We start from the raw sequence: 23,763 nt of genomic DNA, 5'->3' as shown, positions 1-23,763 counted from the left end.
CTCCGCGCAGTCGACCCGATGAGTGACGATCTCGGTCGCACACACGTCGGTTATCGAGAAGGCATGACCGACGCACAGGTCTACGAGGCCAACCGCGGGTGCTGGCGCCTGGGCCCGCGCGCCCAGGACGAGCGCTACGCGATCTTCAGCTATGACGGCATCGTGCGGCAGGCGCTTGAGATCTCCAGCATCGAGCCGGCGCCCAAGCGGTCGATGCGCAGCGTCGTGTACGGACGCGTGCTGACCGCGGGTCACCCGATCCACGACCGGTTCGTCAACCAGCACGCGCCGGAGTCGCTCGGCCGCAACCCGATCTCGTACCTCCCCGACGAACCGGCGACGGGGGAGTCACTGGATGCGCGCTACTCCGGCGTCACCGAGAGCCGTGCGGTCGAGATCATCGCGATGAGCTTCGTGTGCGGGCAGTACGCGGTCGACGGCTGGATCGTCGAGGACGTCAGCGCGCTCGGCCTCGGGTGGGACATCACCGCGACCAAGGGCCCGCGCGTGCGCCACATCGAGGTCAAGGGCGTCTCGGGTCCCGTCCCCAAGGTCCTGATCACCCAGGCCGAGCTGCAGGCCGCCGGGCACGACCTCGACTGGGTGCTGTCGGTCGTCACCAACGCCCTGACCAGCCCGAGCGCGCGCGAGTACCACCCCGGCGACATCCGCAAGTTCGCCGTCCCGCTGGCGTACGAGGCGGACCTCCGCGGCGCTTAGGCGACGTCCATGCCGACGGCGCGCAGCCTCGCACGTACGTCCTCGAGCAGGCGCGAAGGGAACTCCGACGTACGCCGGCAGCGCTCCACGAGGTAGACGATCTTGTTGAGCCGCGGGCCGGGCATCTCGAGGCCACGCGACGCCAGCGCCGGGCGCAGCACGTTGCGGTCGAACGCACCGTCGCTGTGCTCCTCGGTGCCGCGCCACAGCGCGAACGCCCGCTTGAGCTCGCCGTGCGCGACCACGCCGTGCTCCGGCGACAGCGCCACGGCGATCGCCGCGACCAGCCAGGCGTCTTCGTGCTGCAGCGAGTCGACGCCGAGCTGCACCGTGCCGGAGCCCGCCGGCTGCTGCGCCGGCAGGTCGAACTCGACGACGGCGGCGAACGTGAGGTCGGGGTAGCGCAGCTCGATGCGCGTGCCACTGTGGGTCAACGAGATCTTCTGGCCCGGCGCCGGCGTCGTCGACTCGCCGGTCGGGCCGGTGAGCTGCACGACTGCGCCGTTGGCGCGCTGGCCGCGGTGCACGACGGGCTGCCCGGCGGTCGCGGTGATGACCAGCGCGGGATCGCTGACGTACGGGAGCCTCACGAAGACGTACGCCGACCCGTCGATGCGCTCGGCGACGAGGGGCTGCTGCTCCGGCAGGTTCATCCGTCGCGCCAGCACGAAGGCCGAACCCGCCTCGAGCTGCGCCTCGCCCGCGTACTGCTCGCCGGCCGACCAGGCGATGTGCAGCACCGGAGCTCCTTCGTGGAATGCGTTCCGCCGCGGCTCGACCTCGGCGGCGCGCGACCCTGAAGATGATGCCATGTATGGGACTCTGTCGGCGCTCGCCTCCAACCTGTTGATCCTCGTCCTCTTCGTCGTGGTCGTCTGGGCCGGCCTGCGGATCGCGCAGAGCATCTTCGGCGTCGAGTCCAAGCGTGCTGCCGCTGGCGAGATCGCTGCCAAGCTCGTGTCGTACCCGACCGGCTCCGCTGCGGTGCTGCGCCGCCGGTTCGTACGTGCGCTGACGAGCCAGCACGTCGTGATGCCGAGCGGTGAGCGCCTGGCGTTCGCCGAGCTGACCGTGCGCGTGGCGCCGGAGGACCTGGACAAGCTCGACCCCGACGGTGACCTGGAGCGACTCGGCGACGACGGGGCGAAGCTCTATCTGGCGCACGCCGAACGCTCCGGCTGGGCGCTGCCGGACGAGGTCACGGTCGTCGTCGAGGTCGACCCCGGATTGCGGTCCGGCTGGGTGCCGCCGGCACGGGGGAGCGGCCGCGCCGAGCCTGCCGCCGCAGCGCCGTTGCGTACGCCCGTGGGGTGGGACATCGTGCCCGACGATCTGCCGGTGGTGTCGAGGCAACCGGTGGCGCCGGCGAGGCCCGATCCCGAGGCGACGATGAACTTCCCCGCCCTCGTGCCCGACCTCGAGGACACCGCACCGACCATGAACGTCGCTGCGGGCCTGAGCCTGGAGCGCGACGGCCGGGCGACGCCGATCCCGCTCGGCGGCACCGTGCTGGGCCGCCTGCCCGAGAGCCCCGTGCGCTTCGCGGAGCCCGAGGTGTCCTATCGCCACGCGGCGATCCGCCGCAGCGGCACCCAGTGGCAGGTCAAGGACCTGGGCAGCACCAACGGCACGACGGTCGACGGACGGCGCATCGACGACTGGACCGACGTGCGTACCGGATCGGTCATCGCGCTCGCCGGCGTACGCGTGACAGCCGTGACCGACACGTCGGGAACCGTGCATCTGCAGGGTCTGACCAGTCACTAGGGACAATGGACGTGCACGTCGTACCGTCATGGGAACCGTCTCGTCGACCTGGAGCAGGAGGACCGCTGATGCCGGATCCTCTCGCCACGTCGCCGAACCCACCCAGCACCGTTCCGGTCGAGCAGCGCTTCGAGCTGCTGGGCCGCATCGGCGCGGGCAACCACGGCGTCGTGTTCCGCGCGCGCGACAGCCAGCTGCAGCGTGAGGTGGCGATCAAGCGGTTCTCGCACTTCCTCGCCGACGACCCGCGTGCGATGCGCCGCATCACCCGCGAGGTCGCGACGCTGGCCCGGGTGTCGCACCCCAACGTCGTGACGGTGCACGACCTCGTGCACATGACCGACGGCGACGGCGAGGTCACCCCGCACCTGGTCATGGAGCTCGTCGAGGGCACCTCGCTGCGTGACCTGCTGGCGACCAGCGGGCCCAGCCTGCGCTCGGTGCTCGTGGTCCGCGGCGTCCTCGAAGGTCTCGCGGCGTGCCACCAGGCCGGCATCCTGCACCTCGACATCAAGCCCGCGAACGTCCTGGTGACGCAGCGCGGGGGAGTCAAGATCGTCGACTTCGGCATCGCGCGCGCCGCCTCCGACACGACCGCGACCGTGGCCGGCACGCCGCACTACATGGCGCCGGAGCAGTTCGACGGCAAGGCCGACGAGCGCAGCGACATCTACTCCGTCGGGTGCCTGCTCTACGAGTGCCTGACCGGCACGCCGCCGTTCGAGGGCACGATGGCCGCGCAGCTGCTGGCGCACCGCAACCACCCGCGTCCCGATCCTCGTGCGCGAGCTCCGCAGGTGCCGGCGGCGCTGGCCGCGGTGGTCGCGCGGGCGATGGCGATCGACCCCTCGGCGCGCTACCAGAGCGTGACCGAGATGCTGTCGGCGCTCGCCGCGGTGGATCTCGGTGCGCTGGACTCCCTTTCGACAAGCTCAAGGGGCGAGGAGGTCGGCGCAAGCAACCACTCGGTCCTTGAGCCTGCCGAAAGGACACCCGCCGGGCCGCTCGTGACGCGAGTGACGCGGCTCAAGGCGTACGCCGTGGGGCTCGCGCTGGCTGCGTTCATCGTCGCGCTCGTGCCAGGACTCGCGTGGCTGGTGACCGAGCTCGTGGCACCGGACTACCGGCCACCCGCGATGGACAGCAACACCGCGACGGCGTGGTGGACACTCGCTGTCGCGATCGCCGGCGTCTACCTCCTCGTACGCCGTCGGGCGTTCCTCGCCTCGATCGGCGGCCCCGCGGTCGGGCAGCCGCAACCGGGCCGCGTCGTCGACCGATCGATGCGCTCGGGACTGCGGGTCGCCGCTGGTGCGGCCTCCCGTGGCTCGCTGCCGATCCTGTTCCCCTGGTACGTCGCGCTGATCGCCCAGCTGGCCAAGGGCGTCGGCGTGCAGTGGCCGGACGACCTGTTCAGCTCCAGCTGGGACCTGGCCTGGGTGCTGATGCCCGCGGCAGCGGTGGCGCTCGTCCTGCGAGGCGTGTCGCGGCTGAGGATGCGGCTCGGGTCGCTGCTGCTGGCGATGATCCACCTGGGCGGCGCGGGCGCGGCGGCGATCCTCTTCGTCGCCTACCCCCTCGCGCTCTGACCGCGCATCAACCGCAGGCCGCTGGGTATCCATGCCCTGCGGCGCACCCGCCGTGACATCAGCAACACGAAAGAGGAACCCTCATGGAGATCATCGGCGTCATCATTGCGGGCATCATCATCGGTGCACTCGGCAAGCTGGTCGCTCCCGGTGACAAGGACAACATCCCGATCTGGCTGACCGTCGTGTGTGGCATCGGCGGCGTGCTCATCGGTTGGGGGATCTACAGCGCGTTCGGCGGCGACGGCAGCGACGGTGTCGACTGGGTCCGCTGGATCGTCGCGATCGCGGTCTCCGCTGTGCTCGTGATGATCGCCTCGGCGTTGACCGGACGGCGTACGACCCGCGTCTGACCCAGGTATGAGCGAGAGGGACCCCGGCCACCCGGCCGGGGTCCCTCTCGCTGTGCGATGGTCTAGCTCCTCGTCGTTCGATCCAACGGCTCACCGAGATTCAGCGCGGTTGCCAGCCAGTCGACGTCGCGAGGATTCGAAGCTGCATCGAGATCCCCAGGCTCCCACGTGGTGCGGTCGGTGTACTTGCGCTGAGGCGCCCGAGCAACAGCCCGTTGGTGGACAACCTCCAGGGTTGGGACCCAGTACTTCGAGGGACGCGGGTCAGTCATGCCGGTGATGTTCATCAGGTAGTTGCTGGAACCCTCGTCCTCTGGTGCCTGCTTCGGTCGTCTGCCTCCGGCACGAAGGTTCACCAGGCGTCCGACGAGGTCGAACCAGAACGGCGCACCGAGCATGATCAGGCAAGCGGTGAGCAACCACCCCACGACGTGGCTCAACCACCAAAAGATCGCGTCGTCTGTGCCGTTGTTCCACGCGCCGTCTCGCTGCGCGTCGCGCCAGCCGAGTGGGAGCTGGGACGACGACACGTTTTCGACGGCACACGACGCCTGCTCGATATCGGTGCCCTTGCTGCAGGCGTCTGCGGATTCTTGGGCGTTGCCTGCTGCCTCCACCACGGCTTCGCGGACAACAACGCCGCTCCACAGATCGTGCGCCACGTTGAGCGTCGAAGCATTGAGGGAGACTGACAACACCAGCCCGATGGAGAACAGGATGGCAGCCGCCCACTTCTTGTACTGGGCCTGAGCTTGGGACATCGCCTCGTCGAACCAATTCTCGAGTCCCGCCTTGACGCCGACGAGATCGGCTCTTGTCTCGCGAGCCAGTCCGTCCATGCGCTCGCGAAGGAACCCGATGTTCTGTCCCTTGGACACGAGCTGCGTGGCGGCATCAGCAAAAGCCTTGGCCGAAAGGTATGTCGCGCTGGCCTTGCCCGCGGCTGTCTGCAGCAAGGACTGGACTTCCCGAGGCGTGACGCCACGGGTTTCCGCAGTCAGGTCACCTGTCTCAAGCATGACCATGATGGCCTTCTCGAGATCGGTGGACCGCTTCTGCAGTTTTCGGGAGATCGCTTCGGCAATGGCGGAGGCCGCGGTTGCCAGAACGAAGAAGAGGAGTGCGAGCCCGATAGCTGTCTCAAGAGCTTGTGAGCCGAACATGTTTGCCCCAATCGCTTGCGGTGCAAATCCTCGACCCCACCTGACGCCGTGCCCGTCGTCTCGAGTGAGCTCAACGGACAGGCCATCGCGGATACCTGGCTTGTGGCTCGAACGCTACGCCCGTTGCGAGGGGTTCGCGACAACTTCGACGAACCCGCCCGCAAGTCAGATCTGTGCTTGCCGCGTGCGCGACGGGGTATGGCAGCGGCATGAGCAAGCTGATGGTGGCAGGGGCCTTCGCGGCCGGATACGTGCTCGGTGCCAAGGCCGGGCGGGAACGCTACGAGGAGATCCGGCAGGCGTACCAGAAGCTCGCCGGCAGCCCGACGGTCAAGGATGCCGTGTCCAAGGTCGAGGACAAGGTCATGAACATGTACAACGACGCCCCGCCGTCGGGCAACGGGGCCGGGCCGGCCAACACCGCCGAACGCACCTGAGGGTCACGGCCCGCCACCTAGACTGAGCAGCGCCACCACCCGGGGGAGACCATGCTCAAGCTCATCAGCGTCCTCGTCTCGCTGGCTGCCCTCATCGGGCCGGCGCAGGCCGACATCGTCACGGACGCGCACTCGTACGCCAACCAGACGCCATACGGGAATCCGGCGACGACGAACATCAGGACGCCGCCGCCAAACTACGAGGCGTTCTTCATTGAGAACGTCGGCCGGCACGGCTCACGCAGCCAGACCAACAGCGACAGCGAGAAGCGTGCCCTCGCGGTGTGGAACGCGGCCGCCAAGCAGGGCCAGCTGACGACCGCCGGCAAGCAGTTCGACGACGACCTCAAGGCGTTCCGGGCCGCCGAGACGACGATCGGCTACGGGCACCTCAGCACGATCGGACGCGCCGAGTGGGCCGGGATCGGCCGGCGTACGGCGGCGAACTACCACGACTTCTTGACCAAGGCCGCCGCCGACGGCGACGACATCCGGTTCCGGACGACCAGCATCTATCGCACCCAGCAGAGCGCGACCGCGCTGCGCGGCGGACTCAACGCCGCGATCCCGGGCATCGACCTCAAGGACCGGACGGTCGACGACCGGATGCTCATCACCAACGGCGCGACCGCGAAGGGCAACGCCGCCATCGCCAGCGTGCTGCGACGCACCGACGTGCGGACCGCGGCACGGCACGTGCTGCGCAAGCTCTACTCCGCGGCGTACGTCGACCGCCTCAGCGACCCGGTCGGCAAGGCGCTCGACATCTACGGCATGTACGCGCTCGCCGCCGGCATGCAGGACGACACCGACGTGACGTTCAGCCGCTACGTCCCGCTGACGGACGCGCACTACCTGGGCTTCGCCAAGGACGCGCAGAACTTCTACCGTTACGGTCCCGGCGTCAAGGGCGAGACCAGCTCGTACAAGCAGGCCAGGCCGATCCTCACGGACTTCTTCAGCCAGCTCGACAAGCGCATCGCGGGCGGCAGCACCGCAGCGGTGTTCCGCCTGGCCCACGGCGAGACGACGATGCCGTTCGCCGCATTGACGCGCATGCCCGGCAGCACCAAGCAGGCGTCGGCCGGCACTCCCTACTCGTACGGCAACAACGCGTGGCGCGGCTTCGTCGCCGGGCGCATGGCCGGCAACATCGAGTGGGTCGCCTATCGCAACCCCAGGAGTGGCGGAGTGCTGGTCACGCTGCGCTACAACGAGCAGCCCGTACGGCTCAACAGCTCGTGCACGCCGTCCGACCTCGACCCCTACTTCTACCGAGTCTCGGCGCTGAAGCGCTGCCTGCTCTGAGCCATGACGTCCGAGGTGATGATCGACGAGCGGATCGCGTACGCGATCGAGCACCGGCGCCAGCTGGAGATCCGGTACGTCGTCGGGCCCCAGTCCCGCGGGCCCAGGGTGGTGAACCCGCACGTGGTCTTCACCGCCTCGACCGGCGCGCTGTCGCTCCACGCCGTCCAGGTCTCGGGGTTCTCGTCGTCCGGGCTCGAGGCGCCGGCATGGCGCTCGTTCGACCTGGCGCGGGTGTGGGTCATCAAGCTCCTGGACACCACGTTCGAGATCGATGAGGAGCTCAACCTCTCCAACGGCGAGCTCTACACGGAGATCCATCTGGCGGTGGGCTCATGAGCCCGGCACCCGTCCGGGACATTTTGCGGCGATTTGCCACATCGCGTCTCATATCGCTTTAAGGTGTCTGCTGGGAGGGGGTCCCGGAGGAAAGTCACACCATGCGCGCAGTTCGGGGGCTCTTCGCCCTGCTCCTTGCAGTCATCCTGTCCTTGACGTTCACGGCCGCCCACGCCGACGACGATCCAGGGGGAGGGACACCAGAGACCAGCCAGACCCCCGAGCCTTCGGACCAGCCGACAGATCCGGCGCCGACGCCCACCGAGACGACGCCCTCACCGTCCGAGCCGACGCCCACCGAGACGACTCCCACGCCTTCGGAGCCGAAGCCGAGCGACGGCACGCCGACCGGTGAGCCGGGCGTCGAACCGACGGACCAGCCGACCAAGCCGGCCGACCGGCCCGGACGTGACGCCACCGTCAAGGCCAAGCCTGCGATCGAGGGCTTTGTCGCCGAGATCGCCGCAGCTCTCGCCGCGCCGGTCGCCAACGACGACGTGTTCAGCGTGGTCACCAACACGGGTGCCTTCCCGAGCAACATCGGACTGCTGCGGCCGGGCATCATCGGCGTCTACCGCAACGACGTACCGACCGCCGGCGGCGACCAGACCCCCAACTCGATCGTGCTGATGAACGACGTCGACCACGGAACGCTCGACCTGAACGGTGATGGCGGATTCCACTACGTCCCCGAGGTCGGCTACAGCGGAACCGACACGTTCGACTACCGCTACGCGACGGATGACGGCGAGAGCAACACCGCGACGGTGACGATCGTGGTCGGCAACGGCGGACTGATCGCGACCGACGACCACTACGTGACCGCCCCGGACACGGCGCTGCAGGTCAGCGTCCCCGGTGTGTCGTCCAACGACAGCGAGATCGCCTACCTCGGCTTTCAGGTCACCAACAACGTCGACCACGGAACGCTGACTCAGCCCGGCTTCCTGCCGTCGGGCGGCTTCACGTACACACCCGATCCCGGCTTCGTCGGCGTCGACACGTTCACCTATCGCTACCGGCCGCTGCCGTTCGGTCCCTACAGCAACACCGCGACAGTGACGATCATCGTCGGTGAGCCGCCGGTGGCCGAGGACGACGCGTACTCGATCGCCGCGAATTCCGCATTGCACGTCACGGCACCGGGGGTGAGGGACAACGACACCGGCACGGGCACCGTCGCGGTGACCGGTGACGTCTCCCACGGGACGCTCGACCTCCACACGGATGGCTCGTTCGACTACGCGCCGACGGCGGACTTCGTCGGCGTCGACTCGTTCACCTACCGGTTCACAGATCCGGTGACGACGCTCAGTGACGTCGCGACGGTGACCCTCAGGGTCACTCCCGTGGCGGCCGACGACGCGTACCAGACGAATGCGGAGTCGACGCTGAACGTCAACGCCCCCGGTGTCTTCGGCAACGACACGCCGACGAGCGGTGGGACTCCGAGCGTGACCGACGATGTCGACGACGGCACGCTGACCCTGAACGACGACGGCAGCTTCACCTACACGCCGGATGCGGGGTTCGCGGGCGTGGACACGTTCTCCTACTCGTTCCAGAGCACGGAGCTCGACAGCAACGTCGCGACCGTGACGATCACGGTCTCTCCGGTTGCGGTCGACGACGAGGTCAGCGCGCAGCAGTGCGATGACCGCACGTTCACCCCGCTCGCCAACGATGCCGGCGTCGACCCACTCGGGTCGGTCCCGACGATCATCGCGCCGCCGGAGCACGGCACGCTGACCTATCCCGAAGATCTCGCGGGAGGCGCGCTGATCTACGACCCGGACGACGACTTCGTGGGTGACGACACCTTCACCTACACGTTCGCGACCCAAGGCGTCGTGTCCAACGCCGCCACCGTCACGATCCACGTCACCGCCTGCGAGAGCGGCGACGGGGGCAACTCCGACGACGGCGACGAGGCGCTGCCCGACACCGGTTCGCCGGCGTCACCGTGGCTGCTGCTCGTCGCCGGGTTCGCCACGTTCGCCGGTGTCGTGCTGATCCGTCGACGCGGGGGTGCGCAGGCCTGACCTCGGCCCGCTTTCGGCGGGCTCAGGGGGCGATCCTCCCTGAGCCCGTCGAAGGTCCTACTTCCGCAGGCGTACGAGGTCGGCCAGTGCGGCGTCGGAGAGCTCGGTGAGCGCGCCCTCGCCGCCGTTGACGACGGCGTCGGCGAGTGAGCGCTTGGACCGGATCAGCTCGGCGATGGACTCCTCGATCGTGCCTTCGCTGATGAGGCGGTGCACCTGGACGTTCTTGGTCTGGCCGATGCGGTGCGCGCGGTCGGTGGCCTGGTCCTCGACGGCGGGGTTCCACCAGCGGTCGTAGTGGATGACGTGGTCGGCCTTGGTCAGGTTGAGGCCGACACCGGCTGCCTTGAGCGAGAGCACGAACACCGGGATCTCGCCGCCCTGGAACTTGTGCACCATCTTCTCGCGGGCGCGTACGGTCGTGGCGCCGTGGAGGAACTGGTGGCCGATCTTCTTCTCCTCGAGGTGCCGGGTCAGCAGCCGGCCCATCTGGGCGTACTGCGTGAACACCAGGGTCGCGCCGTCCTCGGCGACGATCTCCTCGACCAGCTCGTCGAACACGCCGAGCTTGCCCGAACGCCCACCGAGCCGGCCGTCGGGCTCGCGCAGGAACTGCGCCGGGTGGTTGCAGATCTGCTTGAGCTGGGTCAGCAGCTTGACCACGAGTCCGCGGCGCTGGATGCCCTGTGCGTTCTCGATCTGCGCCATCGTGCTGCGGACGACCGCCTCGTAGAGCCCGACCTGCTCGCGGGTGAGGTTGATGCGGTGGTCGGTCTCGATCTTGGGCGGCAGCTCCGGCGCGATGCCGGGGTCGGACTTGCGGCGGCGCAGCACGAACGGCCGGATGAGCTGCGACAACCCGGTCGCCTTGCCGGAGTCGCGGCGCGACTCGATCGCGCGTGACCAGGTGTTGCGGAACTGCTGGTAGGTGCCGAGGAGCCCCGGCGTGGTCCAGTCGAGGATCGCCCAGAGCTCGCCGAGGTTGTTCTCGACGGGCGTGCCGGTCAGTGCGAGCCGCGCCTTGGCGGGGATGCCGCGGATGGCCTGGGCCGTACGGGCGTGGGGGTTCTTGATGTTCTGCGCCTCGTCGGCGACGACCAGGCCCCAGCCCGGCTGGTGCTCCGACAGCTCGATCGCGTCGGAGCGCATCGTGGCGTACGTCGTCACGAGGAAGCCGTCGGTCACGCCGTCGAGGCGCCGCTTGGGCCCGTGATAGCGGCGTACGTTGACGCCCGGGGCGAACCGTTTGATCTCGCGCTCCCAGTTGCCCAGTACGGAGGCGGGGCACACCACGAGGGTCGGCGACGAGGAGATCGCGGTGCGCTGCAGGTGCAGGGCGATCAGCATGACGGTCTTGCCGAGGCCCATGTCGTCGGCGAGGATGCCGCCGAGGCCCAGGTCGACGAGCTGCGTCATCCAGCGCAGGCCCTGCAGCTGGTAGTCGCGCAGCGTGCCCTCGAGCCCGTCCGGCTGCACGGCCGGCGCGATGTCGCGGTCCTGCACGGCGAGCCGCTTGCGGACGTCCTCGAGCCAGCCGACCGTGTCGACCTCGGTCATCCGGCCGTCGATCTCCAGCTCGCCGGTGACCGTGGCCCGCAGCGCCTCGAGTGGCGAGATCTCGCGCGTACGCCTGTCGAGCACGCGCTGCAGGCGCGACTTGTCGACGAAGACCCATCGGTCGCGCAGGCGCAGCAGCCCCGTCTGCGACCGGGCCAGCTGGTCGAGCTCGGCGGCCGACAGCACGTCGTCGCCGAGTGCGACCTGCCAGTCGAACGAGAACAGCTGACCCTGCGTGAATGCCGACGGTCGGTCCGATCGCGGCGTCTCGTCACGACGTACGACAGCGGACGTCGACAGCTCGCGGACGAGCTCAGGTGGCCAGCGGATCTCGATGCGGTTGGCCATCAGCGTCGGCGCGAGAGCGCGGTCGCCGAGCCGGGCCAGCTCGTCGGGACTGACGGTCGCCGCCCCGCGGGTGTGCGGGTCGCGCAACCGCTCTGCGGGGGACCACCACGGCTCAAGCCGGCGCAGCATCGCCGCGGTCGGCTCCTTGGCGTCCTGGGCGAGCGGGTGTGACGCAGTGCCGCCGAACATGTCGCCGGCGTCGAACGCGGCCCACGAGCCCGAGCGGGGCTGGACCCTCAGGCGTACGACTGCGGCCTGGTCGGCGGTCGGGCGCTCGAGGAACGACACCATCAGCGACCACGAGAACGTGGTCTCGCGCTGGCGCGGCTGCTTCGCCTGGGGCGACACGTACGGCTGGCGCTGCGGTGTCGACGCCGCAGCGGGCGCATCGACCGCGAGCGCCTTGAGGAACGCGTTGATCGCGGCCTGCCCGGCGCCGGCGTTGGGGCCGATCGACGAGGCCGCGCTCTGCAGCTGGTTGAGCTCGGCGGCGTCGGGGGACCCGAGGGCGCCACGGGCCATGATGCGCAGTGCGAGGATCGCCGGCGTCGCCCATGCGCGTACGGAGGGGTCCGCCGACATGACGCGGATGCCCTGGCTCAGCGCGCCGATCGACTCGTTGGCGGTGGCCTCGTGGTCGCCGTCCGGGGCGTGGAAGACGAAGCGTGATTCGGCCGGATCCTCGCGCGCCACGAACTCCACGGGGAAGCGCAGGAACCGGCGCAGATCCGTGGACGTGGGCATCCCTCCATTGTCGCTCACGCCTCCAAGTTGCGGTCATGCGGTCCGGCGTGCCCCGCGGCTCGCGTGTTGCTGCACGGACGATTCAACGCGCCGCTTGTGGGGCAGACAGGGCTCGGTGGTAGGAGGGGAGGAAGGCCGTGCGGGTTCGCAACAAGATCGCTGCCGAGGCGGGCACGTTGCTGGACGAGGACGTCGTGCCGGGATCGATCACGCGTCGACGCAGCGAGCTCGACCGATCACACGTACGAGACCTCGAGGCCTGGGCCCGCGAGCTCGCCTCGCGCACGGGGGAGTCCGTCCCGTCCTTCGATCCGCGCAGTGGAGGTGCCGGGGCGAGGGTGCTCGTCCTGCGCGAGGAGCCGCGGTGCCTGGCCTCGGAGGGCTCCGGGTTCGTCAGCATCGACAACAACGACCTGGCGGCTCAGCACACGTCCATCGCGCATGCGAGCGGCGGACTGCCGTACGAGGTGTCGGTGCACTGGAACATCGTCCCGTGGTGGGTGCGCAACCGGTCCGTCCGCCGTTCGGGCGGCCCGCGGACCCTCATGGCGCAGACCCGGCGGGTGCGGGATGACTTCTACGCCCTGCTCGACCTGCTTCCGAAGGTCTCGGTCGTCCTGCTGCTCGGCAAGCAGGCGCAGCGGGCCTGGCAGGTCATAGATCCGCCAGGCTACGACGTGCTGACCGCACCGCACCCGAGTCCGCTCGCCTGGCACCAGGCGACGGTCTCCGGCGTGAGGAACAGTGCTTTGACGATCAACGCCTTCGCCCGCGCCGCCGAGCTGCACCGCGTCTGACATCGTGGGGGAGTGCTGACGATCAGCCCACCACCCGCCGAGTTCCCGGACAAGGCCTGGAAGCAGGGAGCCGAGTGACCGAGCACGCGTACGCCAAGGAGGACCGCGACGCGGTCTATCGCGTCATCGCCGAGCGGCGCGACATGCGGCACTTCGCCGGCGGCACGGTCGACGAGGACGTGCTTGCCCGGATGCTCGCCGCCGCACATCAGGCGCCGAGCGTCGGACTGATGCAGCCGTGGCGCATCGTCCGGGTCACCGATCCCGCGTTGCGCCAATCGCTCCACGACCACGTCGAGATCGAGCGTCGCCACACCGCCGCAGCGATGGGGGAGCGCGGCGACGAGTTCATGCGGCTCAAGGTGCAGGGCATCCTCGACTGCGCCGAGGTGCTGGTCGTGGCCCTGGGCGACGACCGTGACCGGCACGTGTTCGGGCGTCGCACGATGCCGCACATGGACCTGGCGTCGGTGTCCTGCGCCATCCAGAACCTCTGGCTGGCCGCACGCGCCGAGGGGCTGGGCATGGGCTGGGTGTCGCTGTTCGTGCCCGACCATGTCGCCGAGCTGATCGGCGCGCCCGCCGGCGCCGAGCCCGTCGCGATCCTGTGCCTCGGACCCGTCACCGAGTTCTATCCTCGACCGATGCTCGAGCAGGAGAGCTGGACCTTCGTACGCCCCTTGACCGAGTTGCTCGCCGACAACGCCTGGCCCGGCTGACTGTCAGACCCCGGTGCTTGAGTCGAGGCATGGATCCCGACGAACCCGGATGGCCGCTGATCGACGACTTCTTCGCCGGCGAGGCGTCGGGTCGCGCGGAGCCCACCGTGCGCCGCTACGTCCGCGTGCGCGACCGTCTCACCCACTACCTCGACACCGCCGAGATGGGTCGGTGGCTCGGCACCGACCCCGGCACGGTGCTGTCGGCGGAGCGCGAGTTCCACGAGCGCGGGGCGTTCTGGCACCTGTTCGGCCCCGACGAGCTGGTCTGCGTGCTGCCGGGCTTCCTCCAGGAGCCATGGCTGCCCGACAGCCTTGGTGAGGCTCGTACGCAGATCAGCCTGGTGTCGCGGCTGCTCAGCCACCTGAGCCGCAGGCGATTGATCGACTTCTCCCTCTTCGCGTGTGCGTTCTGGGATGCCGAAGCCGCGGTCAAGCACGCGCGCGTCGAGCTCACGAGGCGCTCAGCCGCGCAGGAGCCCGACGCATGGGCGCAGCAAATGCCCGATCGCTTCAAGCAGGAGCCAGGGCCCCAGTGGTGATGCTATAGTTGAAGCATCAACTACTAGAGGAATTGCATCATGGCGACGTACTCGATCTCCGACCTGGACAACCGGCTGCAGCCCAGCCCGTTGATGCCCGTGCTCTTCGTGGGCCACGGCAACCCGATGTACGCCATCGCCGACAACTCGTTCACCCAGAAGTGGACCGAGGTGGGCCGCGGCCTGCCCGAGGCGCAGGCGATCGTCGTGATCAGCGCCCACTGGCTCACCCCCGGCCAGACCCACATCACCGACGCGCCGAAGAACAAGATCATCTACGACTTCGGTGGGTTCCCCGACGAGCTCTACCGCGTCCAGTACGACTCGGTCGGTGACACCGATGTCGCAAGGCTCCTTGCCAAGCAGCTCGTCGACTACGAGGCCGAGCTCGACAAGCAGTGGGGCCTCGACCACGGCACGTGGAGCGTGCTCAAGCACCTCGCACCGACGCCGGAGGTGCCGATCCTGCAGATCAGCATCGACTACGCGATGCCCCTGCCCGAGCTCTACCAGCTCTACGGCCGGCTCCGCGCGATGCGCCGTCGCGGGGTCGTGTTCATCGGCAGCGGCAACATCGTGCACGCGCTCGGCCGGGTCAAGTGGGACGGCGGCTCCGCATGGGACTGGGCCGAGCAGTTCGACGCCGACACCGCGGCAGCCCTGCGCGATCGCGAGGTGGGCAAGCTCGTCAACCCCTACGCGACATGGTCCGAGGCCCGCATCGCGGTGCCGACCGACGACCACTACCGCCCGATGGTCGCGGCCCTGAGCCTGCTCGAGGACGGCGAGGACATCGAGTTCTTCAACGAGGCGATCGACATGGGCTCGGTCGGCATGAGGTCGTTCATCTCCGCCTGACGGCGCGGGGCTCGTATGCTGTTCGGCACCTGAACGGAGCCGTCATGACAGCTGTCACCATCACGCACATCGGCGGTCCGACCGCCCTCCTCGAGTTCGGCGGATGGCGCATCCTCACCGATCCGACGTTCGACCCGCCCGGGCGGCGCTACTTCTTCGGCTGGGGCACGATGTCGAGCAAGCTCGTCGGCCCCTCGGTGACACCTGATGAGCTCGGCCCGATCGATGCCGTGCTGATCAGCCACCATCATCACGCCGACAACCTCGACCCCACGGGCGTCTCGATGCTGCCGCAGCTCGGCACCGTGCTGACGACCACGAAGGCGGCCAAGAAGCTCGGTGGTGGCGCGATCGGCCTGGCACCGTGGGACACCTGGACGCTGGAGGCGCCCGGCAAGGAGACGATCACCGTCACCGCGACGCCGTGCCAGCACGGTCCGGTCGGCCTCAACCCGATCACCGGCCCCGTCATCGGCTTCGCCCTGCAGTGGGCGGGTCAGCAGCACGGTGCGTTCTGGATGACCGGCGACACGGTGCTCTACCGCGGGTTGCGCGAGGTCGCGTCGCGGCTCGACATCGGCACGCTGCTGATGCATCTCGGCTCGGTGCGGTTCCGCTACCTCACCGGGTGGTTCCGCTACACGATGGACGCCCGGCAGGGTGCCGAGCTGCTCGACCTCGTCAAGCCGGCCGCGGTCGTACCCGTGCACTACGAAGGGTGGTCGCACTTCCAGCAGGGCCGCGACGTCGCGGAGCAGGTGCTTGCCACTTCGGCGTACGCCGATCGGGTCACCTGGGTCGATCCGGGGGCTTCGACGACAGTCGTAGCCTGAGCATGGCCCGTTGGAGCCATCTTTGACCAAACCCGCCCGTGCCGCGGCGACGTGACCGAGGATTCGAGAGTCACTGTCTTCACGGGAGGGAACCCATGATCATCAAGAAGCTCGTCGTCGCGTGTTGCACCACTGCCCTTGGCTTGGGCGTGGTCGCCGCGACGTCCTACCCGGCCGAGGCCGCGGTCAAGTCCTACAGCAGCTGCAAGAAGCTCAACAAGGACTACAAGCACGGCGTCGGCAAGCCCGGGGCCCACGACCACACGTCGGGGACTCCCGTCACCAACTTCACCCGCAACAAGGCGGTCTACAACAAGAACACCAAGCGCGACCGCGACAAGGACGGGATCGCGTGCGAGAAGAAATAGGCGCCTAGCCGTCAGGCTTGCTGAGCCTCGGGCGCTTCGGCCTCCTGGGCGGCGATCTGACGGCGCACGTCGTCCATGTCGAGGTCCTTGACCGCGGTGATGATCTGCTCGAGGCCGGCCGCCGGAAGCGCACCGGGCTGCGAGAAGACCAGGACGCCGTCACGGAATGCCATCAGCGTCGGGATCGAGGTGATCTGGGCGGCAGCGGCGAGCTCACGCTGGTCCTCGGTGTCGATCTTGCCGAAGACGACGTCGGTGTGCTGCTCGCTGGCGGCTTCGAAGACCGGGCCGAACTGCTTGCAGGGTCCGCACCATTCGGCCCACCAGTCGACGAGGGTGATGCCCTCAGCGCCGATGACGTCGTCGATGGTGTCCTTGGTCAGGGTGACGGTGCTCATGACTGCCTCTCATAGGAAAACTCCGTACGTCATGTTCAACGGTACGAGGTTGGTGGGCATTCCCCGACTGCCTCACGGGGCGGTGGACGGCTCCTCGGTGGGCGTCGTCGTGGGCGCGGGGGAGGGCGGCTCCTTGGTGGGCTTCGTCGACCCCTTGGTGTCCTTGGCCGGCGGCTTCTTCTCGTCCTTCGGGTCCTTGCCCTTGCCCTTCCCCTTGTCCTCATCGGACGATTTCGGTGCGCCGAACCCGTTGGAGACCGTCAGCATCACGGTCGACCCGATCTTGGCGGTGCCGCTCGGGTCGACCGCGATCACGGTGCCGGCGGCTGCGTCGTCCGTGGCATAGGTGGGCTCAGCCTCGAGCCCGAGCTTGTCGAGGATCGCCACGGCCTCGTCGTACGTGGATCTCTTGAGCTGGTCGACCGGTATGCGTACGCGTCCGGTGGCGACCGACAGGGTGATGGTCGCGCCCTTGTCGACGTCGGTGCCCGCCGTCGGCGTCTGGCGGACGACTTCTCCGGCTTTGGCATGCGCGACGTTGACCTTGTGGATGTCGACGTCGAGCCCAGCCTTCTCGAGCAGCGCCGTGGCTGCGCCCTGGGACTTCCCGTCCACATTGGGCACGGTCACCGTGTCGGCGCCACCGCCGAGAAGCATCCAGCCGAGAGCGGCGGCGACCAGGACGATGAGTGCCGAGCTGAGCAGGACCATGCGACGCGGGCGACGACGGCGCTCGTGCTCCGCGGCCACGACGCTGCCACTGGTCGGCGGTGTCACAAGCGTTGCCGGGTCGTCGGCCGGTGCGCCGACGCTCACCGGACGCTCGACGATGCCCGGCAGCGTGCCGCCTGGCCGGGCCGCAGCGTCGGGCATGGTGGGCTCGCCACTCATCTCGGGCGCATGACCCGGGGGAGCGGGGATCGACGTGGCCATGGCGGCTGCCGCCACGGACACCGCATGGGCGGAGGACGGTCGCGCGGTGGGCTCCTTGGCCAGCAACGCGTCGACGAGGGTCCTGGCGTCGTCGGGCACGGTCTCCGGCAGGTCGGGAACGTCGTCCTGGAGGTGGGCGAGCGCCGTCGCGATGTCGCTGTCGCGGTGGAACGGCAGGCCTCCGGTGAGACACGCGTACGCCACGACGCCGAGCGAGTAGAGGTCTGACACCGAGGTCGCCGTACGTCCGGCAGCCTGCTCCGGGCTCAGGTAGTCCGCAGTGCCGACCAGCGCGCCGGTCTGGGTCAGTGGCTCGCCGCCGGCGGCGTGCGCGATGCCGAAGTCCACGAGCATGACCCGTCCGTCAGGCGTCACCAGGATGTTGCCCGGCTTGAGGTCGCGGTGCACGATGCCGGCCTCGTGCGCCACCTCCAAGGCGGCCGCGATGCCGGACACGATGGCCATCGTCTCGCCGGTCGAGAGCTCGCCGCGCTCGGCCAGCAGGGCCGACAGGGGAGCGCCGTCGATCAGCGGCATCACCAGGAACGGCACCGGCTTGCCGTCCTCCTCGTCCTCGCCGTAGTCGAACACGTCGACGATGCCCGGATGGTGCAGCTTGCCGGCCAGCTGCGCCTCGACCCGCAGCCGCGCGCGTACGTTCTCGTCGTCGGCGAGGTGCGGGCGGATGATCTTGATGGCCACGGAGCGGTCGAGGACTTCGTCATGGCCCTGCCAGACCTCGCCCATGCCGCCGCCACCGATGAGCTTGTCGAGACGGTATCGACCGCCGAGGAGAGGTGGCATTTCTCCAGATTAGAGGCGTATCCCACGACCTACATCTCGAGGATGCGCGGACGGGCTGTCGCAGTCGGGCCGGGACCGGCATGATCGGTGCATGGAACGCCGAAGCCTGTTGACCGGACTCGCCGCGATCGGTGCCGCGACCCTTGTGGGATGCGGCAGTGACGGCGAGAAGCCGAGCCCCACACGTACGCCGACCGCGCGTCCCACCACGACCGCGACCCCCACCAGCGTCGCACCCAAGATCGCCTCCACGATCGCGTCCGGGCTCAATGTGCCATGGGACATCGTGTTCCTCGAGAGCGGTGACGCCCTCGTCTCGCAGCGCGACGAGGGATCAATCGTCCGCATCTCGACGTCGGGCGAGGTCTCCAAGGTCGGCGACGTCGCCGGCGCCACGGGCGGCGCCGGGGGAGAGGGTGGCCTCCTGGGGCTCGCCCTGGCGCCAGACGACGAGTCGACGCTGTTCGCCTTCGTCACGACCGACACGGACAACCGGGTCGTACGTCTCACGCTCAAGGGCGGGTCGATCGCCTCGCAGAAGCCGATCCTGACCGGCATCGCGATCGGCGCCCGGCACCACGGTGGCCGCCTGTTGTTCGACGGCGACGGCAACCTGTTCGTCTCGACCGGCGACGCCGGTGACGGCGCACTGGCCCAGGACAGGGACTCGCTCAACGGCAAGGTCCTGCGCATCACCCGGGACGGCAAGGCAGCCGCCGACAACCCGTTCGACAACCGCACGTGGTCGTACGGCCACCGCAACATCGAGGGCCTCGCCTACGACGCGGACGGCCGGCTGTGGGCCACCGAGTTCGGCGACAAGGCGAAGGATGAGCTCAACCTCATCGAGCCGGGTAGCAACTACGGCTGGCCAGAGGTCGAGGGCACGTCCGAGAACGACGACCTCGTCAACCCCAAGGTCACCTGGGGCACCGACGAGTGCTCCCCAGCAGGCGTCACCATCACCCGGTCGACCGCATTCCTCGGCGCACTGCAGGGTGAGTGCATGTTCGCGGTACCGCTCGACGGGACCGAGGCGGGCAAGCCCAAGGCGTACTTCAGCGGCGACCATGGGCGCATCCGCACGATCGTGACCGCTCCGGACGGCGCTCTGTGGGTGACCACCAGCAACACCGACGGCCGCGGAGACCTGCGCGACCGCGACGACCGGATCCTGCGCGTGACGCTCTGAAGCTACCGGGGCGTAAGGGTTACCCGGCGGGCAAACATGAGGATATCCTCAGGTCAACGCCCGTGAGCAGAGGAGAGCCCCATGGACGAGTCCACGTTCGAGATCGATTCGCAGCAGGTGGCCGAGGCCTCGGCCAGGTTCCCGGCTCATCGCCTTGCCCCGCGGCACGCCAAGCCCGACACCGACGTCAGCTATCTCGAGAACGCGCCGAGCGCCGAGTACGGCCGGCACGCGTGGGACGAGTGCGGCCACCTCTGACGTACGCCTGAACGACAGAACGCCACGACCCGAGGGTCGTGGCGTTCTGCTCTTCAACTCTGCTCTCGCGAGCTCTTCGACCTGTTTAAAGGGGCCGGATGTTCGCGGCCTGCAGGCCCTTCTGGCCCTGCTCGACGTCGAACTCGACCTTCTGGTTCTCGTTCAGCGAGCGGTAGCCGCTCGACTGGATCGCGCTGAAGTGCGCGAAGACGTCTTCGCTGCCGTCGTCAGGGGCGATGAATCCGAAGCCCTTGTCAGCGTTGAACCACTTGACGGTTCCTGTTGCCATGTCTAACTCCTCTTGGCGAGTTCATTCACGACTTTCGCGAATGACTGTCGCGACGTACATCCAACCTTCGAGAAGAACTAGACACCCCGAGAGGAACTCATTCATTCTTACGGCCCAACGTCGTGCAACTGCCGACAAGCCTAGGGCACAGCGAACCCCAAAGGGAAAGCCTTCCGGGTGGTGAGTTGAAAAATTCACCACCCGGAAACGGTCACTGCTTTCGACCGAACACCTGCGACACCCACCACACTCCGTCGTCGTCCTGGACGGCGCCGACGCCGATCCAGCGGACCTTGGAGTTCAGCAGGTTGGCCCGGTGTCCCGGCGACCTCATCCACGCACTGACGACGCGACCACCGGTCCCGTAGCCGTACGCGATGTTCTCCGACACCAGCGACAGGCCGCAGGCGTTGAGGATGGTTGACATGCTCTGGTGCTTGAGCTCGCCGTGACTGGCCATCCATGCGGCCTGCTTCTCCGCATAGCGGTCGACGCACGACTGGGACTTCACTGCGACCTTGTCCCGGTCGACTCGCTTGACGTTGGTCCACTTGATGACGTCACTCTCGTACGTCGTCGACGTCACGGCAGATGCCGGTGCAGACGCCAGGACCAACAGCACCATTGCCACAGCTCCCGCAAGAGCGCGCGGGTTCAGTATTTTCTTCATGGGTTCTCCCTCCCACCCACACCATAAGACAGGTGCGGGGAGCGGGGAGGCAGAACCCCGAAGTGCAGGGCCTAGTCCTGAAGGACTAGGCCCTTATAGTCAGCTCGGGCTAAATGTCAAGACTGCCTTTCTACCTGAAAATTACCTAAGTTGACCCCGTTGTGCAGGGCGCCTCACGAGGGCGTACGCACCGCAGGCCGGGCAAACCACCCGGCTGCTCCATCAAAGGGAACGAGGGGAACAGTGAAGCGTGTGACGTCAGGCCTAGTCGGCCTCGCACTCGCGGCAGCATTCGGGACGGCCTATACGGCTCCCAGCTCCGCGTCAGCAGCACCGCCGGTCGCCGGCAGCGATCGAGTCACCAACAAGCAGGACGAGCTGAAGAGCCCGATGGAGGACAAGCGCCGCGAGCTGCGCGAGTCCGCGATCACCGGCGTGCTCAACGGTGATCTCAAGCCGGTCCAGAAGGACGGCAGCACCGTGGTCAAGGTCGGTCGGGGCACCAGCCCGGCCGACGCCGCTCGCGCAGGCAACAAGAAGTTCCGCAAGAACTTCCAGGCGCGCGCCGGAGCCAAGCAGCAGGACCAGTACGTCGAGCTCTCGCAGGAGCGCGCCGACAAGATCTTCGTGATCCTCGCTGAGTTCGGCAACCAGCGGCACCCGGACTACCCGGACGTCGACACCGACCCCGACACCCCTGGGCCCACGACGTTCGAGGGCCCGCTGCACAACAAGATCCCTGCGCCTGACCGCACCAAGGACAACTCGACGGTCTGGCAGGCGGACTTCAACCGCCAGCACTACCAGGACATGTACTTCAAGACGGACGCCGAGTCGCTCAAGACCTACTACCGTGTGCAGTCGTCAGGCCGCTACTCGGTCGACGGCACGGTCTCGGACTGGGTCAAGGTGCCCTACAACGAGGCGCGCTACGGCCGCGAGGACTCCGGCACCTGGTACCTCATCCAGGACGCGGTGACCGCCTGGATCGCCGAGCAGAAGGCCGGCGGCAAGACGGATGCCCAGATCAAGACGGCGCTGCAGGCGTACGACCAGTACGACCGCTACGACTACGACGGTGACGGCGACTTCAACGAGCCCGACGGCTACATCGATCACTTCCAGATCGTGCACGCCGGCGGCGACGAGGCCGACGGTGACCCGCAGCAGGGTGAGGACGCCATCTGGTCGCACCGCTGGAACGCCTTCCTGACCGACGCCGGCATCACCGGCCCGGCCTACAACCGCCTCGGCGGCACGCAGATCGGCGACACCGGCATCTGGATCTCCGACTACACGGTGCAGCCGGAGAACGGCGGCCTCTCGGTCTTCGTCCACGAGTACGGACACGACCTCGGCCTGCCGGACGCGTACGCGACCCAGGGCGGTGGGGACAACTCCAACGAGTACTGGACCCTCATGGCACAGAGCCGTCTGAACGCCAAGGGCGAGCCGCTCGGCATGCGACCGGGCGACCTCGGCGCGTGGGAGAAGTTGCAGCTCGGCTGGCTCGACTACGAGGCGATCGGCGCCAAGGAGAAGCGCACGCTGGCGATGGGCCCGCAGGAGTACAACACCAGCAAGGCTCAGGGCGCGGTCGTGGTCCTGCCGAAGAAGACCGTCATCACGGACAACGGCGCTCCGGCGTCCGGTGCCAAGCAGTTCTTCTCCGGTTCGGGCGATGACCTGGCGAACTCGTTGACCACCGACGTCGACCTCACCGGCAAGTCCGGCGGAGTGCTGACGGCCAAGGTCCGCTACTCGATCGAGCTCGGCTACGACTATGCGTACGTGCAGGCCTCGACCGACGGCGGCGACACGTGGAAGTCACTCGACGGCACGGTCGGTGGCACGGCGATCGGCGACGACACGTCGGGCAACCCGGGTCTGAGCGGTGACCAGGCCGCCTGGGCGGACCTCAACGTCCCGCTCGGGGCCTACGACGGCCAGAAGATCAAGCTGCGGTTCTACTACAAGACCGATGGCGGTCTGGCCAAGGCGGGTCTCTTTGTCGACGACATCGCGATCAAGGCCGGCAGCGAGACGCTGCTGACCGACGGCGCGGAGGCCGGTGGACCGGCGTGGACGTTCGACGGGTTCTCGATCGTGGGAGCCACCACGTCGAGCCTCGCCGACAACTACTACGTCATGGGTCACCGCTCCTACGCGGGCTACGACAAGTACCTGTTGACCGGCCCGTACAACTTCGGCTTCACCAACACGAAGCCGGACTGGGTCGAGCACTACAAGTACGGTCACGGCCTGCTGATCTCGTACTGGGACACCTCGATGAAGGACAACAACACGAGCCTTCACCCGGGATCGGGCCGCAACCTGCCGATCGACGCCAACCCGAGGCCGATCATCAACCTCGCAACGGGTGCACCGTGGCGTCCTCGGATCCAGGTCTACGACGCACCGTTCTCGCTGCACACGGCGGACTCGATGACGTTGCACACCAACGGCGTCCCGAGCTACATCCGTGGGCAGGCGGCCAAGCCGCTGTTCGACGACACCAAGAAGTACTGGTACGCCGAGCTGCCGAGCCACGGCGTGAAGCTGCCGGCGGTGGGCGTCAAGGTGAAGGTCCTCGAGGAGGACGGCACCTCGCTGAAGGTCAGGTTCAACTGATCTGAGGAGCCACAGACTGAGGGGCGCGCATCAGGGGGTGCGCGCCCCTCACTGTGCCCGCATGGAGCCGCGGCGCCCGCTCTGACCTGGGAAGGGGGCGCCGC

24 protein-coding genes are annotated in these 23,763 nt (G+C 68.3%); 17 read left to right on the top strand and 7 right to left on the bottom strand.

What is annotated here, in order from left to right:
* Window positions 1–63: 63 nt before the first annotated feature.
* Window positions 64–720 (top strand): protein NO VEIN domain-containing protein, encoded by a 657-nt coding sequence (locus tag ASC61_RS18430; RefSeq protein WP_056214631.1) that lies wholly within the window; start codon window positions 64–66, stop codon window positions 718–720.
* Here the strand turns inward: ASC61_RS18430 and ASC61_RS19980 are convergent.
* Complete coding sequence (locus ASC61_RS19980) at window positions 717–1,532, bottom strand: hypothetical protein (RefSeq protein WP_162243686.1); 816 nt, start codon at window positions 1,530–1,532, stop codon at window positions 717–719. The two genes, ASC61_RS18430 and ASC61_RS19980, sit on opposite strands and share 4 nt — an antisense overlap.
* Here ASC61_RS19980 and ASC61_RS18420 point away from each other — a divergent pair.
* The 3 genes from ASC61_RS18420 (at window position 1,531) to ASC61_RS18410 (ending at window position 4,429) form a co-directional block, all read left to right on the top strand.
* Window positions 1,531–2,487 carry an FHA domain-containing protein gene (locus ASC61_RS18420; RefSeq protein ID WP_056214626.1) on the top strand — a complete coding sequence of 319 codons (957 nt, stop codon included), beginning with the start codon at window positions 1,531–1,533 and terminating at the stop codon, window positions 2,485–2,487. The genes ASC61_RS19980 and ASC61_RS18420 overlap by 2 nt on opposite strands.
* A 68-nt stretch (window positions 2,488–2,555) precedes the next feature.
* A complete protein-coding gene (locus tag ASC61_RS18415; protein ID WP_056214624.1) occupies window positions 2,556–4,076 on the top strand; it encodes a serine/threonine-protein kinase in 1,521 nt (506 codons plus the stop codon).
* A gap of 83 nt (window positions 4,077–4,159) precedes the next feature.
* Complete coding sequence (locus tag ASC61_RS18410; protein WP_056214621.1) at window positions 4,160–4,429, top strand: GlsB/YeaQ/YmgE family stress response membrane protein; 270 nt, start codon at window positions 4,160–4,162, stop codon at window positions 4,427–4,429.
* A gap of 62 nt (window positions 4,430–4,491) precedes the next feature.
* Here ASC61_RS18410 and ASC61_RS18405 read toward each other — a convergent pair whose 3' ends face one another.
* The gene (locus ASC61_RS18405) at window positions 4,492–5,592 is read right to left on the bottom strand and encodes a hypothetical protein (protein ID WP_056214618.1); all 1,101 of its coding nucleotides are present in this window, start codon (window positions 5,590–5,592) and stop codon (window positions 4,492–4,494) included.
* A gap of 209 nt (window positions 5,593–5,801) precedes the next feature.
* Between ASC61_RS18405 and ASC61_RS18400 the strand changes: the two genes are divergently transcribed.
* The 4 genes from ASC61_RS18400 (at window position 5,802) to ASC61_RS18385 (ending at window position 9,718) form a co-directional block, all read left to right on the top strand.
* The gene (locus tag ASC61_RS18400; RefSeq protein WP_056214615.1) at window positions 5,802–6,029 is read left to right on the top strand and encodes a hypothetical protein; all 228 of its coding nucleotides are present in this window, start codon (window positions 5,802–5,804) and stop codon (window positions 6,027–6,029) included.
* A gap of 51 nt (window positions 6,030–6,080) precedes the next feature.
* Complete coding sequence (locus ASC61_RS18395; RefSeq protein WP_056214612.1) at window positions 6,081–7,337, top strand: histidine-type phosphatase; 1,257 nt, start codon at window positions 6,081–6,083, stop codon at window positions 7,335–7,337.
* 3 nt (window positions 7,338–7,340) lie between these two features.
* Complete coding sequence (locus ASC61_RS18390; RefSeq protein ID WP_056214609.1) at window positions 7,341–7,676, top strand: WYL domain-containing protein; 336 nt, start codon at window positions 7,341–7,343, stop codon at window positions 7,674–7,676.
* Between the two features lie 101 nt (window positions 7,677–7,777).
* Complete coding sequence (locus tag ASC61_RS18385) at window positions 7,778–9,718, top strand: Ig-like domain-containing protein (RefSeq protein WP_056214606.1); 1,941 nt, start codon at window positions 7,778–7,780, stop codon at window positions 9,716–9,718.
* Between the two features lie 57 nt (window positions 9,719–9,775).
* Here the strand turns inward: ASC61_RS18385 and ASC61_RS18380 are convergent, their stop codons facing one another.
* Window positions 9,776–12,367: a DEAD/DEAH box helicase gene (locus tag ASC61_RS18380; protein WP_056214603.1), complete on the bottom strand. Its 2,592-nt coding sequence runs from the start codon at window positions 12,365–12,367 to the stop codon at window positions 9,776–9,778.
* Between the two features lie 137 nt (window positions 12,368–12,504).
* Here ASC61_RS18380 and ASC61_RS18375 point away from each other — a divergent pair, with 137 nt between their 5' ends.
* From ASC61_RS18375 to ASC61_RS18350, 6 genes are all read left to right on the top strand, one after another.
* Window positions 12,505–13,164 carry a uracil-DNA glycosylase gene (locus ASC61_RS18375; RefSeq protein WP_056214600.1) on the top strand — a complete coding sequence of 220 codons (660 nt, stop codon included), beginning with the start codon at window positions 12,505–12,507 and terminating at the stop codon, window positions 13,162–13,164.
* Window positions 13,165–13,238: 74 nt separating this feature from the next.
* Window positions 13,239–13,883, top strand: a complete 645-nt coding sequence (gene bluB, locus ASC61_RS18370; protein WP_056214598.1) for a 5,6-dimethylbenzimidazole synthase — start codon at window positions 13,239–13,241, stop codon at window positions 13,881–13,883.
* 29 nt (window positions 13,884–13,912) lie between these two features.
* A complete protein-coding gene (locus ASC61_RS18365; RefSeq protein ID WP_056214595.1) occupies window positions 13,913–14,425 on the top strand; it encodes a hypothetical protein in 513 nt (170 codons plus the stop codon).
* A gap of 39 nt (window positions 14,426–14,464) precedes the next feature.
* The gene (locus ASC61_RS18360) at window positions 14,465–15,283 is read left to right on the top strand and encodes a dioxygenase family protein (protein ID WP_056214594.1); all 819 of its coding nucleotides are present in this window, start codon (window positions 14,465–14,467) and stop codon (window positions 15,281–15,283) included.
* A 44-nt stretch (window positions 15,284–15,327) separates the two neighbouring features.
* Entirely contained in the window at window positions 15,328–16,116 is a 789-nt protein-coding gene (locus ASC61_RS18355; RefSeq protein ID WP_056214591.1) for an MBL fold metallo-hydrolase, read from the top strand.
* A 95-nt stretch (window positions 16,117–16,211) separates the two neighbouring features.
* A complete protein-coding gene (locus tag ASC61_RS18350) occupies window positions 16,212–16,484 on the top strand; it encodes an excalibur calcium-binding domain-containing protein (protein ID WP_056214589.1) in 273 nt (90 codons plus the stop codon).
* Window positions 16,485–16,495: 11 nt separating this feature from the next.
* On the opposite strand, the gene ASC61_RS18345 is transcribed toward ASC61_RS18350, so the two are convergent.
* On the bottom strand, window positions 16,496–16,882 hold the full coding sequence (locus ASC61_RS18345) for a thioredoxin family protein (RefSeq protein WP_056214585.1): 387 nt from the start codon (window positions 16,880–16,882) through the stop codon (window positions 16,496–16,498).
* Between the two features lie 72 nt (window positions 16,883–16,954).
* Complete coding sequence (locus ASC61_RS18340) at window positions 16,955–18,619, bottom strand: protein kinase domain-containing protein (RefSeq protein WP_056214581.1); 1,665 nt, start codon at window positions 18,617–18,619, stop codon at window positions 16,955–16,957.
* 91 nt (window positions 18,620–18,710) lie between these two features.
* Between ASC61_RS18340 and ASC61_RS18335 the strand changes: the two genes are divergently transcribed.
* Window positions 18,711–19,811, top strand: a complete 1,101-nt coding sequence (locus tag ASC61_RS18335; RefSeq protein ID WP_056214578.1) for a PQQ-dependent sugar dehydrogenase — start codon at window positions 18,711–18,713, stop codon at window positions 19,809–19,811.
* A gap of 81 nt (window positions 19,812–19,892) precedes the next feature.
* On the top strand, window positions 19,893–20,069 hold the full coding sequence (locus ASC61_RS19860) for a hypothetical protein (protein ID WP_157439555.1): 177 nt from the start codon (window positions 19,893–19,895) through the stop codon (window positions 20,067–20,069).
* A gap of 85 nt (window positions 20,070–20,154) precedes the next feature.
* Here the strand turns inward: ASC61_RS19860 and cspE are convergent, their stop codons facing one another.
* Window positions 20,155–20,358 (bottom strand): transcription antiterminator/RNA stability regulator CspE, encoded by a 204-nt coding sequence (cspE, locus tag ASC61_RS18330; RefSeq protein ID WP_056214575.1) that lies wholly within the window; start codon window positions 20,356–20,358, stop codon window positions 20,155–20,157.
* A gap of 211 nt (window positions 20,359–20,569) precedes the next feature.
* Window positions 20,570–21,028, bottom strand: coding sequence for a CAP domain-containing protein (locus tag ASC61_RS18325; protein ID WP_082530759.1), 459 nt, complete (start codon window positions 21,026–21,028; stop codon window positions 20,570–20,572).
* A gap of 252 nt (window positions 21,029–21,280) precedes the next feature.
* Between ASC61_RS18325 and ASC61_RS18320 the strand changes: the two genes are divergently transcribed.
* Window positions 21,281–23,659: an immune inhibitor A domain-containing protein gene (locus tag ASC61_RS18320; RefSeq protein WP_235503593.1), complete on the top strand. Its 2,379-nt coding sequence runs from the start codon at window positions 21,281–21,283 to the stop codon at window positions 23,657–23,659.
* Window positions 23,660–23,763: the final 104 nt, after the last annotated feature.

The sequence above is a fragment of the Aeromicrobium sp. Root344 genome (genome assembly GCF_001425755.1).
Taxonomy (GTDB): Bacteria; Actinomycetota; Actinomycetes; order Propionibacteriales; family Nocardioidaceae; genus Aeromicrobium.
This window is presented reverse-complemented; position numbering and strand designations above follow the sequence as displayed.

Bases quoted from the DNA above. Each gene is read 5' to 3' on its own strand.
- ASC61_RS19980 (WP_162243686.1), bottom strand. From the start codon at position 1,532: ATGGCATCATCTTCAGGGTCGCGCGCCGCCGAGGTCGAGCCGCGGCGG.
- ASC61_RS18400 (WP_056214615.1), top strand. From the start codon at position 5,802: ATGAGCAAGCTGATGGTGGCAGGGGCCTTCGCGGCCGGATACGTGCTC.
- ASC61_RS18395 (WP_056214612.1), top strand. From the start codon at position 6,081: ATGCTCAAGCTCATCAGCGTCCTCGTCTCGCTGGCTGCCCTCATCGGG.
- ASC61_RS18405 (WP_056214618.1), bottom strand. From the start codon at position 5,592: ATGTTCGGCTCACAAGCTCTTGAGACAGCTATCGGGCTCGCACTCCTC.
- ASC61_RS18390 (WP_056214609.1), top strand. From the start codon at position 7,341: ATGACGTCCGAGGTGATGATCGACGAGCGGATCGCGTACGCGATCGAG.
- ASC61_RS18385 (WP_056214606.1), top strand. From the start codon at position 7,778: ATGCGCGCAGTTCGGGGGCTCTTCGCCCTGCTCCTTGCAGTCATCCTG.
- ASC61_RS18365 (WP_056214595.1), top strand. From the start codon at position 13,913: ATGGATCCCGACGAACCCGGATGGCCGCTGATCGACGACTTCTTCGCC.
- ASC61_RS18340 (WP_056214581.1), bottom strand. From the start codon at position 18,619: ATGCCACCTCTCCTCGGCGGTCGATACCGTCTCGACAAGCTCATCGGT.
- ASC61_RS18325 (WP_082530759.1), bottom strand. From the start codon at position 21,028: ATGAAGAAAATACTGAACCCGCGCGCTCTTGCGGGAGCTGTGGCAATG.
- ASC61_RS18360 (WP_056214594.1), top strand. From the start codon at position 14,465: ATGGCGACGTACTCGATCTCCGACCTGGACAACCGGCTGCAGCCCAGC.
- ASC61_RS18335 (WP_056214578.1), top strand. From the start codon at position 18,711: ATGGAACGCCGAAGCCTGTTGACCGGACTCGCCGCGATCGGTGCCGCG.
- ASC61_RS19860 (WP_157439555.1), top strand. From the start codon at position 19,893: ATGGACGAGTCCACGTTCGAGATCGATTCGCAGCAGGTGGCCGAGGCC.
- ASC61_RS18430 (WP_056214631.1), top strand. From the start codon at position 64: ATGACCGACGCACAGGTCTACGAGGCCAACCGCGGGTGCTGGCGCCTG.
- ASC61_RS18345 (WP_056214585.1), bottom strand. From the start codon at position 16,882: ATGAGCACCGTCACCCTGACCAAGGACACCATCGACGACGTCATCGGC.
- ASC61_RS18355 (WP_056214591.1), top strand. From the start codon at position 15,328: ATGACAGCTGTCACCATCACGCACATCGGCGGTCCGACCGCCCTCCTC.
- ASC61_RS18350 (WP_056214589.1), top strand. From the start codon at position 16,212: ATGATCATCAAGAAGCTCGTCGTCGCGTGTTGCACCACTGCCCTTGGC.
- ASC61_RS18415 (WP_056214624.1), top strand. From the start codon at position 2,556: ATGCCGGATCCTCTCGCCACGTCGCCGAACCCACCCAGCACCGTTCCG.
- ASC61_RS18420 (WP_056214626.1), top strand. From the start codon at position 1,531: ATGTATGGGACTCTGTCGGCGCTCGCCTCCAACCTGTTGATCCTCGTC.
- ASC61_RS18380 (WP_056214603.1), bottom strand. From the start codon at position 12,367: ATGCCCACGTCCACGGATCTGCGCCGGTTCCTGCGCTTCCCCGTGGAG.
- cspE (WP_056214575.1), bottom strand. From the start codon at position 20,358: ATGGCAACAGGAACCGTCAAGTGGTTCAACGCTGACAAGGGCTTCGGA.
- ASC61_RS18410 (WP_056214621.1), top strand. From the start codon at position 4,160: ATGGAGATCATCGGCGTCATCATTGCGGGCATCATCATCGGTGCACTC.